This is a genomic window from Streptomyces adustus, from assembly GCF_009377175.1.
In the GTDB taxonomy this organism is placed as follows: Bacteria; Actinomycetota; Actinomycetes; order Streptomycetales; family Streptomycetaceae; genus Streptomyces; species Streptomyces adustus.
Genome location: NZ_VJZD01000285.1, coordinates 1 through 11,552 on the forward strand (window position 1 = coordinate 1; position 11,552 = coordinate 11,552).

The following is an 11,552-nucleotide window of genomic DNA, read 5'->3' on the forward strand; positions in this document are numbered from 1 at the left end:
GGGTGGGGGTGGCCCCCCGGGGCGGCGGAGTCCCCTGCCCTCCCGGATGTCCGGGCGACCGCCGGGGCGCGGCCCGCAGCTGCTCCGGATAACTGGCCTCGGACAGCCGCCCGGTGGGCCGGTCCGCCTCGCCCGTGCGCGGCGCGGGCGGCCGTCCGTCGGACAGGCCCTGGGCCTCACGGGCGGCGATCTCCTTGAGCCGCAACGACAGTTCGAGCGTGCTGGGCCGTTCCTCGGGGTCCTTGGCCAGACAGGCCCGCACCAGCGGGGCCAGCGCGTCGGGCACCCCGTGCAGATGGGCCTCCTCGTGCACCACCCGGTACAGCATCACCTCGGAACTGCCGTGCCCGAAGGGCGAGTCGGCGGTGGAGGCGTACGCGAGGGTGGCGCCCAGCGAGAACACGTCCGTCGCCGGGGTGACGGCGGCCCCGCGCACCTGCTCGGGGGCGAGGAAGCCGGGGGAGCCGACGGCGGTGCCGACGTGGGTGAGCGTGGAGGCGCCGGTCGCCCAGGCGATGCCGAAGTCGATGATCCGTGGTCCCTTGGGGGACAGCAGGATGTTGGACGGCTTCAGGTCCCGGTGCACGACCCCGGCCTCGTGCACCGCGACCAGGCCCTCCGACAGGGCCGCACCGATCGCGGCCGCCTCGGCCGCGCCGAGCGGTCCCTCGTCGGCGACCTTGTCGTGCAGGGACGGGCCGGGCACGTACTGCGTGGCGAACCAGGGACGGTCCGCGTCCAGGTCCGCCGCCACCAGCCGGGCCGTGCACCCGCCACGGATCCGCCGCGCCGCGGACACCTCGCGCGCGAACCGTGAGCGGAACTCCTGATCCTCCGCCAGATCGGGCCGGATCACCTTCAGCGCGACCCGCTGCCCCTTCTTGTCGGAGCCCAGGTAGACGACGCCCATACCGCCCGCGCCGAGCCGTCTGTGAAGCCTGAACGAGCCGACGACGCGCGGGTCCTCGCGCCTCAGGCGCATCATCGCCATGTTCATCCCCGCTGCCCGGTCCGTGTGACGTGCCACAGCTTACGTTTCCACAGCCGCCCGCGCGCAGAGGCCGCGCCCTCTCGGCCGGATGGATTGTCCTTGCCGGGCACGGGATATGAGGAGTGGTCAGGGAGCCAGAGAGCAGAGCGACTTCGGGCCACCGACCTCGTCAACCCCGCGCCACGGAAGGGGTGTTGGTCGTGAAGTGGGTGGCGGGTCCGGGCGTGGCGTGCGCATCGGCGGGAGTACGCGGACGTACCGGACGGCGGCGGTCGGCACGGTCCGCCGGGCGGGGTCCGGGGTGTCCCGAGATGTACGGGAAGTGAGCGAAGTCACCGTCTGCGGGTCTCTCGAACCCCTCCCGTGACCCGGCAGTCCGATTGTCGGCAAGGTCCTCCTTCCGGCGTACCGGAGTGCCTGCCCCGGGCCGGGCGGACGAGGTCCCGCGAGGACAGTCCGGAAATGCGGGGGCACAGCGGACACCCCCTCGGGGATGACCCCGAGTCCTGGAACCTCGTCTCCACCCTGCGGAGTACACCGCAGGTCACGGCTCATCCTCGGGGAGGCCCGTCAATCGGTACGAGGGCATGACGCCCGAGGAGCGCCGCGCCCCTAGATTTGAAGTCAAGCGGCGGGTGCAGCACTCGTCCCCCGAGGTCAGACACCCGCCGCTGTCGACGACAACGCAACACGGTCAGGAGAGGGACCATGGCTCACACGGCACCGCGGACGGCGATCCGCACCCAGGGGCGCGCTACGCGCCCACGCCGCACGGGCCGTCGCCACCCCCTGGTGGCGACACTCATGGCCCTCCCCCTGGCGGCCCTGCTCCTGCTGGTGTTCGACGGCTGGGAGACGGTGGCCACACAAGCGTCGTCCGTGGGTGTGATGCTGGGGCGCTGAGCGGCGACCCCAGGCCCGGAAGAGCGGTCCGGGCGGGGACATCCATCCATGAAACCCCGTGGGGACGGGGGTGCGGCGGACGGCAGATGATGCCGGCGCAGCTGGGGAGCTGCGCCGGCATTGCCGTTTCCCGTCGGCTCCACCCGGGTGCCGTCCTGCTCCCCGGTCCGATCCGATCCGCCTGGGGTCGTCCTGCACCCCGGTCCGGTCCGCCCGGGGTCGTTCCGCGCTCCGGTCCGATCCGGTCCGCCTGGGGTCGTCCTGCGCTCCGATCCGGTTGCGTACGTTCCGCCCGTGCCGTCCGGCGCCCCGATCCGGTGTTCGTGCGCTCCGCCCGGGTGCCGTCCGGCGCCTCGATCCGGTCCGCGTACGCTGCGGCCGGAGCCGTACGACGCTGGGGGACCCTTGACCGCCGACCTGCTGCTGCCCGCACTCGCCGAGAAGGCCCGGACCGCGGCCCATGCGGACGGCGCCCCGTGTCTCTGCGGCACCCCCAGCACCCTCGCCGACCGCCCGGACGCCACCGTCGTCCGGCACGCCTGGACCGTCGCCAAGGCGCACGCCCCGGACACCGTCCGCACCGAACTGGCCCTCCGGCTCCGTGTGGCCACCACCCTCCCGGACGTCCTGCTGCCCCCGCTGGAGCCGAGCCCGGCCTCGGTCGACGGCCGGCTCGTGACCCTCTGGCCGTACGGCAGCCCCGTGGACCCGGACGACCCCGACGCCGCTCCCTGGGAAGCGGCGGGCGCCCTCCTCGCCCGACTGCACCGGACCCCGGCCCCGGTCGCCCCGCACGCACCGCCCCCGATGCGCGGCCCCGCCAAGGCGGCCCGAGCCGTGGCCCTGCTGCGGGCCGCGCCCGGCCCGCATCCGGCCGTCCCGCCGGTCCTGCGCGCCTGGGCCACCCTCCCCGCCTGGGCCCGCGACGCGGCCCCGATGCCCGACCGGACCACCCTCTGCCACGGCGACCTGCACCTCGGGCAGTTCGTACGGCACCCGGCCCCGGACGGCCCCTGGCGGCTGATCGACATCGACGACCTCGGCACCGGCGTCGCGGCCTGGGACCTGGCGCGCCCCGCCGCCTGGTACGCCTGCGGGCTGCTGCCGCCCGGCGAGTGGGCCCGGTTCCTGACCGCCTACCGCGCGGCGGCGGGCCCCGCCGTGCCCGCAGACGGCGATCCCTGGCCCGCCCTGGACGTCCCGGCCCGTGCCCTGACCGTGCAGAGTGCCGCCCGTGCCGTGACCAAGGCGATCGCCGCGGACCGGCCCCTGGACGAAGTGGAACTGTCCCTTGTCGACGCATGTGTCCGAATGGGCGCGATCCCCTTGGAGTTGGGAGGGGACTTCGAGAAGTAGGGTGCAACCGACCGCGACCGGGCGGAGTCTGTCCCGGTGAGACGCGAAGCAGGACCGATCGACGAGGAGTTGGGCCGACCATGCATTGTCCGAAGTGTCATGCGCCGATGCACACCTACAACCGCAACGGTGTCCAGATCGAGCAGTGCAGCGGCTGCCGGGGGATCTTCCTCGACTACGGCGAGCTGGAGGCGCTGACCCGACTGGAGTCCCAGTGGACCCAGCCCGCCCCGCCGCCGCCCGCTCCGCAGGCGTACCCCGCGCCGTCGGCACCCGCCTGGGGCGCCCCGCACGGCGGCGGGCACGGTGGCGGCCACCACGGCGGCGGGCACTACGGCGGCCACCACCGTCACAAGAGCTTCGGCCACATGCTGTTCTCGTCCTGACACGAGGAATCCCCCGGCCGTACGCGACGGCCGGGGGATCCGGTGTGTGGACGATACTGGGATTGAACCAGTGACCTCTTCCGTGTCAGGGAAGCGCTCTCCCGCTGAGCTAATCGTCCTCGGGACCACGATGACTCCAAGGAGTCGATCATGGGCACTGCGTGCGCGATACTGGGATTGAACCAGTGACCTCTTCCGTGTCAGGGAAGCGCTCTCCCGCTGAGCTAATCGCGCGGGGATCCTTGCGGATCAGAGCCCTTTCGGGCCAGTGGACGATACTGGGATTGAACCAGTGACCTCTTCCGTGTCAGGGAAGCGCTCTCCCGCTGAGCTAATCGTCCTTGGAGGTGGAGACGGGATTTGAACCCGTGTAGACGGCTTTGCAGGCCGTTGCCTCGCCTCTCGGCCACTCCACCAGGAGTGTAGGGGATCGGGAAGACCCCTGTTTCCTTCGAGCGGACGACGAGGCTCGAACTCGCGACCTCAACCTTGGCAAGGTTGCGCTCTACCAACTGAGCTACGTCCGCTTGTCGTTTCCGTTCCGCTTGCGCGTCCCGGCGACGTGTTGAACTCTAGCGGATTCCCGGGCCAGCACAAAAACGCGTTTGCGCAGCGTGCTGCCCCGCGTCCCCCCGCGGACCTGCGCAGGCCCCCCGGCCGGACACGGCGAGGCCACCCGAACGTCACCCGCCTAGACTCGACAACGTGCTCGACCTCCCTCCCCTGGCCCGCTTCGGCGACCGTGTCGCCACCGGCCTGCTCGATGTCACCAGCGATCCCACTGCCCTGGACTCGGCCGGGTTCTGGGCCGTCTGCGCCGACTTCGAGGGCCGTCTGACCTGCGCCCGGTTCGCGGACGTACGAAGGGAGCCGGTCCCGGCGCCGGTGCCGGGCGGCTGGCACGGACCTGCGGTCGCCGACTGGACCTCCTCCCTGGACCGCGCCGCCTACACGGCCGGCGTCCGGCGGATCCGCGAGCACATCGCGGCCGGCGAGGTGTACCAGGCGAACCTCTGCCGGGTGCTGTCCGCGCCGGTCGCGCCCGACGCCGATGTGGCCGCCCTCACCGCGCTGCTCGCCCGCGGCAACCCGGCACCGTACGCAGGAACGATTCGGCTGCCCCGGCACGGGGTGGAGATCGCCACCGCCTCGCCCGAACTCTTCCTGCGTCGCGACGGCCGTACGGTCGAGTCCGGCCCGATCAAGGGCACCGGCCGCACCGAGGCGGACCTGCTGGAGAAGGACTACGCCGAGAACGTGATGATCGTGGACCTGGTCCGCAACGACATCGGGCAGGTCTGCGCCACCGGCAGTGTCACCGTCCCCGACCTGTGCGCCGTCGAGAAGCACCCCGGCCTGGTCCACCTCGTCTCCACGGTCCGCGGCGAACTGCGCCCGGGGGTCGGCTGGCCGGAACTGCTCGCCGCCGCCTTCCCGCCCGGCTCGGTCACCGGCGCCCCCAAGTCCAGCGCCCTGCGGATCATCTCCGCCCTGGAGACGGCGCCCCGCGGCCCCTACTGCGGCGGCATCGGCTGGGTCGACGCCGACCGCGGCGAGGGCGAGCTGGCCGTCGGCATCCGTACCTTCTGGATCGACCGCGCCGAAGGCGTCCTGCGTTTCGGCACCGGAGCCGGCATCACCTGGGGGTCGGACCCCGAGGGGGAGTGGCGGGAGACCGAACTGAAGGCGTCCCGGCTGCTCGCGGTAGCGTCGGGAACGTACGGGGCAAGCGCAGATGGAGAGGCACTGACGTGAAGATCTGGCTGGACGGAGGACTGCGGGACGCCGAGTCCGCCCGGGTGTCCGTCTTCGACCACGGGCTGACCGTGGGCGACGGCATCTTCGAGACGGTGAAGACGGTCGAGGGCAGGCCCTTCGCCCTCACCCGGCACCTCGACCGGCTCACCCGGTCCGCGCGCGGCCTTGGCCTGCCCGACCCCGACCTCGACGAGGTCCGCCGTGCCTGCGCCGCCGTCGTCGAGGCCAACCCGGTCCCGCTCGGCCGGCTGCGCATCACCTACACCGGCGGCCACGGTCCGCTGGGCTCCGACCGCGGCGAGGCCGGCCCGACCCTCGTGGTCGCCCTCGGCGGCACCGGCCGTCGCGCCGACTCCACCGCCGTCGTCACGGTCCCCTGGACCCGCAACGAACGCGGCGCGCTCACCGGCCTGAAGACCACCTCGTACGCCGAGAACGTCGTCGCCCTGGCCCGCGCGCACGCGCACGGCGCCACCGAGGCACTCTTCGCCAACACCGTGGGACAGCTCTGCGAGGGCACGGGTTCCAATGTCTTCGTCGTCCTCGACGGCGAGATCCACACCCCGCCGGTCGCCTCCGGCTGTCTGGCGGGCATCACCCGCGCGCTGACGGTCGAGTGGACCGGCGCGAAGGAGACCGAGCTGCCGCTGGACGTCCTGGAGCGGGCGGAGGAGGTCTTCCTGACCTCCACCCTGCGCGACGTCCAGGCCGTGCACCGCGTCGACGAGCGCGAACTCCCGGGCGCGCCGGGCCCCGTGACCGCCAAGGCCATGCGGATCTTCGACGAGCGGTCGGGGCACGACCTCGATCCCTGACCGGGGCAGGTGCGCCGCGTGACACCGGCAGGCCGGGGGTGCGGGCGCACCGGGAAACAATTCGGCTGTCCCGGGGCGCGGTACAGGGTAGAACACCCCTGATGACCACGACCCTGCGGCCGACCGAGCCGCTCCAGCGCACCGCGGACGGACTGCGCTCACGCCACTACCAGGTGTGCGTGAACAGCCGTCCCGTGGGCGCGATCCACCTCGGCACCTCCCCGAGTCTCGGTGAGTCGGTGGCCCGCATCCTGGACCTGCGCATCGAGGAGCCCGACCGTCGGCGCGGCCGGGGCACGGTCGCCGCGCTCGCCGCCGAGGAGGTGGCGCGCGGCTGGGGTTGCCGGCAGATCGAGGCGATCGTCCCCGAGGAAGCCCCGACCGCGTCCCGGCTCGCCACGAACCTGGGCTACGTCCTGCGCAACCGCATCATGGCCAAGCCGCTCTCCGGCGCCGCGCCGGAGCTGCCCGTCGGCAGTCGGGCGCGGCCCATGACGGGGGACGAGTTCGAGACCTGGCGGGCGCACGAGTCACAGGCGTACGCGCAGGAGTGGATCGAGCGCGGTCTGCCCGAGGCCGAGGCGTACGCCAAGTCGCGCCGGGACCACGCGCATCTGCAAGCGGGAGGGGTCGCCACCGCGGGCAACACGTTCAGCGTCCTGGAGCACGAGGGGGACCGGGTGGGTGTCCTGTGGCTGGGATGGCGCGGCGGTGACGCCTTCGTCTACGACGTGGAGGTCGACGCCGACCGTCGCGGCCATGGACACGGCCGCACGCTCATGCTGCTGGCGGAGGTCCGGGCGAGCGCCGGCGGCAGCAGCACCCTCGGCCTCAACGTGTTCGCGGGGAACACCCCGGCCGAGCGGCTGTACGAGTCGCTCGGCTACGAGACCCGGCAGCGTGTCTTCTACAAGCACCTGCTGTAGGAAGGGTCCTGCCGGGCCGGGTCCGAGGGGCCGGCCCGGGTACCGCTATCCGGCCAGGAGCCGGTCCGCGATCTCCTCGATGCGCTCGCGCAGCCCCTCCTGGCTCTTGCCGCCGTCGAGGCGCTCGCCGCCGATGACATAGGTGGGGGTGCCGGTCACACCGATGGCCTTGCCCTCGGCCTGGTCGGCGTCCACGATCAGGATGTGCCGGCCGTCGACGAGCGCCGTGTCGAACTCCTCGGCGTCCAGACCGAGTTCCCCGGCCACCTCGACCAGGAAGCGTTCTCCCCGGCGGTCCAGCTCCTCGACCCGGCCCAGCACCGCCTCGACGTACGGCCACCCCTGCCCCTGCTCCGCGGCCTCCTCGGCGGCCTGCGCCGCGGCGAACGCGTGCTTGTGCTTCTCCAGCGGGAAGTGGCGCAGCCGCAGCTCCAGCCGGTCGCCGTACCGCTCGCGCAGGGCGCGCAGGTCGTCGAGGGCGCCACGGCAGTCCGGGCACTGGAGTTCGCACCACACGTCGAGTACGGCGGTGGGGGCGGCGGGGCGTGCGGGGGAGGAGTCGCTCATGCCCCCAGTCTCCCAGCCCCGCGCGGCCGTCCCAACCGGGACCGTCGCGGTCGGCGGGACGGCCGAGCCGGCGGGACCGTCACGGTCGGCGGCGGCCGCGACCGGCACCTGCGGAGGAGCCGACCCCGGAGATGTCCCTGATGTGGGGCCGGACGATGGCCCGACGGGGTCCGGGCGGTGCAGGATGGAGGGGACGAAGTGTCCCTGGCCCGACAAACCCCTGCCTGGAGGACCGGATGATTGCCGAGACCGTCTGTTCCGCCGTCTCCGTGGCAGGCCTGGGCATCGCGGCGGTCACCGCCTACCGCAGGCGCTTCCTCAAGGCCGCCCGTATCGCCGCCTACTCCCTCATTCCGATCGGTCTGGTGATGACGGGTGTCGTCGGCTGGGCCGCCGACACCGCCTTCAGCCCCACGGCCTGGGCCGGATTCGGCGCGCTCGCCGCGTCCTGGGCGCTGTTCGCGACCACGCGCGCCGTGGAACGTCGCGGCGGCGGCAGCCGCAAGCAGCGCAAGGAGGCCCGTTCGGCACCGCGCGAGGCGGCGGAGCCCGCGGCCTCGGCCCGTGCGCTGGGACCCGGCGCCGGCCCGGCCGCCCGGCCCGCGACCAAGCCGGGGCAGTCTTCCGCGGACGACTTCAGTGACATCGAGGCCATCCTCAAGAAGCACGGGATCTGACCGGGATCCGACGTCGGGGGAGCCCCGGCGGCGACCGGCCCGACCCGGGCTGAAACGACACAGAAGGTCCGGGTCGGTCAGGAAATGATCAAGCCTTGCCCGATGTGTGATCATGCTCCGCTCCGTGCATCACGGAATCCGGCGAACTCCCGCTCTTTACGGGCGTGTTGATCGCGTGCGCGGGGTCGGCTGCGTCATCATCGCCGCGAGATGCTGGACACGAAACAGAGCGATGCCGCGCCGCAGCAGGACGAGCCGCGCGGATGTCTATTCGCCCTTTCCCAGCCACCGCTGATGATCTTCCTTGCGGTGATCGGGTGTCTGCTCCTCATGGCCTCTTTGCATGACCTGCTGATGCTGTGAGCCGTACCCGCGTTCCCCGGCGTCACCCGCCGGGGAGCGCGTCGCATCCCACCCGGCCCGACCCGGCCGGACCCCCGCCCGCTCCGACGGGCCGCTTGCGTCGACGACCCGCCTGCTCCGGCGGCGTACCTGCTTCGGCGGGCCCGCCGGCTTGGACGGCGCACAGGCTTCGGTGCCCCGCCGACCCGGTCGCGCGCTTCGGCGGCACGCCCGACTCCACCGCGCCCCCGCTTCGGCGGTACGCCCGACTCCACCGCGTGCCCGCTTCGGGAGCGTGTCCCACTCGACCGCGCGCACGGCACGGCACGCCTCGGCTGGGCATCGCGTGCCGCGCGGAGCGTGCCGCGTGCCGCGCGACCGGACGGCCTCAGCCCGTGGCTTCCTTGCGGCGCGCCCGGTACGCGGCCACATGCAGACGGTTGCCGCAGGTCCGGCTGTCGCAGTACCGCCGGGAGCGGTTGCGGGAGAGGTCGACGAAGGCGCGCCGGCAGTCCGGTGCCTCGCAGCGCCGCAGCCGCTCCTCCTCCCCGGCCACCACGAAGAACGCCAGCGCCATCCCGCAGTCGGCCGCCAGGTGGTCGGCGATGGAGGCACCCGGGGCGAAGTAGTGCACATGCCAGTCGTAGCCGTCGTGGTCCGTGAGCCGGGGCGTGGTGCCCGCGGCCGCGACCAGCTCGTTGATCATTCCGGCGGCCGTCCGGGCGTCCCGGGCCGCGAAGATCCCGGCGAACCGCCCCCGGATCCGGCGCACCGCCGACAGGTCGAACTCCGACAGCACCCCGACATCACTGACCTCGTGTTTCCGTACGAAGTCCGTGAGGGCACGCAGGTCCGCCAGCCCGTCCGGGGCCGTCTCGTGCTCCGGTGCGGTGTTGACCAGATCCACCACGGCGTCCAATGCACGCCGGGTGTCGTGGGTGATCAGCACATTTCGCTCCCTGGCCTGGGGGGTGGGCGGGCGCCCGCCGATGCTGGCCGATGGTAGTGGTTCCCGCGACCATGGCGACGGCGGTGCGCGGACCACACCTGCCAGTGGAACGGCCCCGGCCCCGCGGGCGTTCCCGGACCGCTCCGCCCGGGGAACCCGCGCGGGTGGCGGCGGTTACTCTCTGTCGCCATCCAGGGGCTTTCCGTGTGACCGCGACGATCCGTCGCCACCGTCACCGCCCGCCTTCCCACTGGGAGCGAAGACATGCCGGTCGCGCGGGCACGCCGACGCCGTCATCGTGGGGCCCCACGATGACGGCGTCGGCGCATACCGTATGCGGTTGTCTTGGCCCGAGCCGTCTCCCCGAGTGGACGGCGCCGGGCGGCTCTGTGGCGGCCTCGGCCTAGCTCTCCGCCAGGATGTGTGAAAGTTCCTGATCCAGATCGAAGTGCCGGTGTTCGGTGCCGGGCGGCACCGCGGCATCGGTCCGCTTCAGGAACGACTCCAGGGCCCGCGCCGGGGCCTCGAGCAGAGCCTCACCCTCCGGAGAGCTCAGGGCGATGCACACGACGCCCTGACCATGGCTCCGTGACGGCCATACACGGACGTCGCCGGTACCGGTGGGACGATGAAGTCCCTCAGCCAGGAGGTCGCGGGCGAACACCCACTCGACGGTTTCCTCGGCTCCGGTGTGGAAGGTGGCGTGCACGGCATAGGGGTCGGCCGTGTCGTACCGCAGGCCTGCGGGGACAGGCAGGGAGGACTCGCTCGACACAACGAGGCGCAGGTGCAGCTCGCAGCTGACCGTGGTGTTCATAAGCGCCAGGGCCTTTCCGCTCAGTGTGCGCTCGGGGATTCGCACGTCGGCGAAATCGACATGCCACCTACGGTGCCGTTGTAAACCCCTCTGAGTGTTTTGCGTGCCTTTATGTAACTCTTTCGGCCGAGGATCCGTTCGGGTGCTACGACCATTTCGGTGACCGGTTTGTCTCGGGTAGTGTTCATGCGTATGAACACGGGGAGTGACGAGCCGGGCGAGGTCGCCGTGACGTCGGACGAGACCGGACCGGCCGGGAAACCGGACGAGGCGGGGCCGGACGGGCCGGACCGGGCGGGCGCGAGCGAGAACGGGCTCGGCTCCAAGGCGCCGGAGTTCGTCAAGGCTCGCCGGATGTTGCACCTGAGCTGGCAGGTGGGCGTCTTCGTGGTGGGTCTGGCGGTCGTGGTCGCCGGCGTGATCATGCTGCCGCTGCCCGGACCGGGCTGGGTCGTGATCTTCGGTGGCATGGCGATCTGGGCGACCGAGTTCGTGTGGGCCCAGCTGGTGCTGCGCTGGACCAAACGCAAGGTCACCGAGGCCGCGCAGAAGGCACTCGATCCCAAGGTGCGGCGACGCAACATCACCCTGACGGTGATCGGCCTGGTGATCGTGGCGGTCCTCGTCGGGATCTACGTCTCCAGGTTCGGCGTCGTGATGCCCTGGAAGATCAAGGACCAGTGATCCGGGGCCGGGCGCGGAGACCGGTCGGCGCCACCCGCAGCCGGTCACAGGCACCCCCTGACATGGGGTAATCTTCTTCCTGTGCCCGGGCGATTAGCTCAGTGGGAGAGCGCTTCGTTCACACCGAAGAGGTCACTGGTTCGAACCCAGTATCGCCCACCCGGACACAGCGGCCCATCTGCGAATGCGCAGGTGGGCCGCTGTTCGTTGGATGCCGGCGCGCCGTCCGCCCGTCGGCCGAGGGTGCGCCGCGGTCGTACCCGGGTTGCGCCCGCGCCGCACCCGGGCCACCCTCTCCGCCACTCTCCCCGCCGCCGTCTCCGGGACTCCGGCTACCTCCGGTATCCCGGCCGCCTCCGGTATCCCGGCCGCCTCCGGGAC

General features: G+C 72.3%; 13 protein-coding genes and 6 tRNA genes. 10 read left to right on the forward strand and 9 right to left on the reverse strand.

What is annotated here, in order from left to right; all coding sequences use genetic code 11:
• Nucleotides 1–997: serine/threonine-protein kinase (locus tag FNH09_RS39920; RefSeq protein WP_152894778.1), on the reverse strand; the 997-nt coding region annotated here is incomplete at its 3' end.
• 702 nt (nt 998–1,699) lie between these two features.
• Between FNH09_RS39920 and FNH09_RS39925 the strand changes: the two genes are divergently transcribed.
• The 3 genes from FNH09_RS39925 (at nt 1,700) to FNH09_RS39935 (ending at nt 3,636) form a co-directional block, all read left to right on the forward strand.
• A complete protein-coding gene (locus FNH09_RS39925) occupies nt 1,700–1,894 on the forward strand; it encodes a hypothetical protein (RefSeq protein ID WP_152894771.1) in 195 nt (64 codons plus the stop codon).
• 405 nt (nt 1,895–2,299) lie between these two features.
• Complete coding sequence (locus FNH09_RS39930) at nt 2,300–3,250, forward strand: phosphotransferase (protein ID WP_152894772.1); 951 nt, start codon at nt 2,300–2,302, stop codon at nt 3,248–3,250.
• 80 nt (nt 3,251–3,330) lie between these two features.
• Nucleotides 3,331–3,636, forward strand: coding sequence for a TFIIB-type zinc ribbon-containing protein (locus FNH09_RS39935; RefSeq protein ID WP_152894773.1), 306 nt, complete (start codon nt 3,331–3,333; stop codon nt 3,634–3,636).
• 47 nt (nt 3,637–3,683) lie between these two features.
• Here FNH09_RS39935 and FNH09_RS39940 read toward each other — a convergent pair.
• The 5 genes from FNH09_RS39940 to FNH09_RS39960 form a co-directional block, all read right to left on the reverse strand.
• Nucleotides 3,684–3,755 (reverse strand) — tRNA-Val (locus FNH09_RS39940).
• A 43-nt stretch (nt 3,756–3,798) separates the two neighbouring features.
• Nucleotides 3,799–3,870, reverse strand: a tRNA-Val gene (locus FNH09_RS39945).
• Nucleotides 3,871–3,905: 35 nt separating this feature from the next.
• Nucleotides 3,906–3,977 (reverse strand) — tRNA-Val (locus FNH09_RS39950).
• Nucleotide 3,978: 1 nt separating this feature from the next.
• Nucleotides 3,979–4,052: transfer RNA gene (locus FNH09_RS39955), tRNA-Cys, on the reverse strand.
• A gap of 38 nt (nt 4,053–4,090) precedes the next feature.
• Nucleotides 4,091–4,163 (reverse strand) — tRNA-Gly (locus tag FNH09_RS39960).
• Nucleotides 4,164–4,341: 178 nt separating this feature from the next.
• Here FNH09_RS39960 and FNH09_RS39965 point away from each other — a divergent pair.
• From FNH09_RS39965 to FNH09_RS39975, 3 genes are all read left to right on the forward strand, one after another.
• A complete protein-coding gene (locus tag FNH09_RS39965) occupies nt 4,342–5,391 on the forward strand; it encodes a chorismate-binding protein (protein WP_162469801.1) in 1,050 nt (349 codons plus the stop codon).
• Complete coding sequence (locus FNH09_RS39970) at nt 5,388–6,209, forward strand: aminotransferase class IV (RefSeq protein WP_162469802.1); 822 nt, start codon at nt 5,388–5,390, stop codon at nt 6,207–6,209. Before FNH09_RS39965 ends, FNH09_RS39970 begins: the two co-directional genes overlap by 4 nt.
• Before the next feature lie 101 nt (nt 6,210–6,310).
• Nucleotides 6,311–7,135 (forward strand): GNAT family N-acetyltransferase, encoded by an 825-nt coding sequence (locus FNH09_RS39975; RefSeq protein ID WP_152894774.1) that lies wholly within the window; start codon nt 6,311–6,313, stop codon nt 7,133–7,135.
• 45 nt (nt 7,136–7,180) lie between these two features.
• Here the strand turns inward: FNH09_RS39975 and FNH09_RS39980 are convergent, their stop codons facing one another.
• A complete protein-coding gene (locus FNH09_RS39980; RefSeq protein ID WP_152894775.1) occupies nt 7,181–7,702 on the reverse strand; it encodes a DsbA family protein in 522 nt (173 codons plus the stop codon).
• Nucleotides 7,703–7,938: 236 nt separating this feature from the next.
• Here FNH09_RS39980 and FNH09_RS39985 point away from each other — a divergent pair, with 236 nt between their 5' ends.
• Both FNH09_RS39985 and FNH09_RS47910 read left to right on the forward strand, forming a co-directional pair.
• On the forward strand, nt 7,939–8,379 hold the full coding sequence (locus tag FNH09_RS39985) for a hypothetical protein (protein WP_152894776.1): 441 nt from the start codon (nt 7,939–7,941) through the stop codon (nt 8,377–8,379).
• Nucleotides 8,380–8,589: 210 nt separating this feature from the next.
• The gene (locus FNH09_RS47910) at nt 8,590–8,742 is read left to right on the forward strand and encodes a hypothetical protein (protein WP_202919857.1); all 153 of its coding nucleotides are present in this window, start codon (nt 8,590–8,592) and stop codon (nt 8,740–8,742) included.
• Between the two features lie 367 nt (nt 8,743–9,109).
• On the opposite strand, the gene FNH09_RS39990 is transcribed toward FNH09_RS47910, so the two are convergent.
• Nucleotides 9,110–9,670 (reverse strand): CGNR zinc finger domain-containing protein, encoded by a 561-nt coding sequence (locus FNH09_RS39990; RefSeq protein WP_162469803.1) that lies wholly within the window; start codon nt 9,668–9,670, stop codon nt 9,110–9,112.
• Nucleotides 9,671–10,073: 403 nt separating this feature from the next.
• On the reverse strand, nt 10,074–10,487 hold the full coding sequence (locus FNH09_RS39995) for an SsgA family sporulation/cell division regulator (protein WP_004002642.1): 414 nt from the start codon (nt 10,485–10,487) through the stop codon (nt 10,074–10,076).
• A 192-nt stretch (nt 10,488–10,679) separates the two neighbouring features.
• Between FNH09_RS39995 and FNH09_RS40000 the strand changes: the two genes are divergently transcribed.
• Nucleotides 10,680–11,171 (forward strand): TIGR02611 family protein, encoded by a 492-nt coding sequence (locus tag FNH09_RS40000; RefSeq protein WP_152894777.1) that lies wholly within the window; start codon nt 10,680–10,682, stop codon nt 11,169–11,171.
• An 87-nt stretch (nt 11,172–11,258) separates the two neighbouring features.
• Nucleotides 11,259–11,330, forward strand: a tRNA-Val gene (locus FNH09_RS40005).
• Nucleotides 11,331–11,552 lie beyond the last annotated feature (222 nt).

Excerpts from the sequence above, each read along its gene's own strand:
- FNH09_RS39925 (WP_152894771.1), top strand. The coding sequence starts at position 1,700 with ATGGCTCACACGGCACCGCGGACGGCGATCCGCACCCAGGGGCGCGCT.
- FNH09_RS39935 (WP_152894773.1), top strand. The coding sequence starts at position 3,331 with ATGCATTGTCCGAAGTGTCATGCGCCGATGCACACCTACAACCGCAAC.
- FNH09_RS39975 (WP_152894774.1), top strand. The coding sequence starts at position 6,311 with ATGACCACGACCCTGCGGCCGACCGAGCCGCTCCAGCGCACCGCGGAC.
- FNH09_RS39980 (WP_152894775.1), bottom strand. The coding sequence starts at position 7,702 with ATGAGCGACTCCTCCCCCGCACGCCCCGCCGCCCCCACCGCCGTACTC.
- FNH09_RS39985 (WP_152894776.1), top strand. The coding sequence starts at position 7,939 with ATGATTGCCGAGACCGTCTGTTCCGCCGTCTCCGTGGCAGGCCTGGGC.
- FNH09_RS47910 (WP_202919857.1), top strand. The coding sequence starts at position 8,590 with ATGCTGGACACGAAACAGAGCGATGCCGCGCCGCAGCAGGACGAGCCG.
- FNH09_RS39995 (WP_004002642.1), bottom strand. The coding sequence starts at position 10,487 with ATGAACACCACGGTCAGCTGCGAGCTGCACCTGCGCCTCGTTGTGTCG.
- FNH09_RS40000 (WP_152894777.1), top strand. The coding sequence starts at position 10,680 with ATGAACACGGGGAGTGACGAGCCGGGCGAGGTCGCCGTGACGTCGGAC.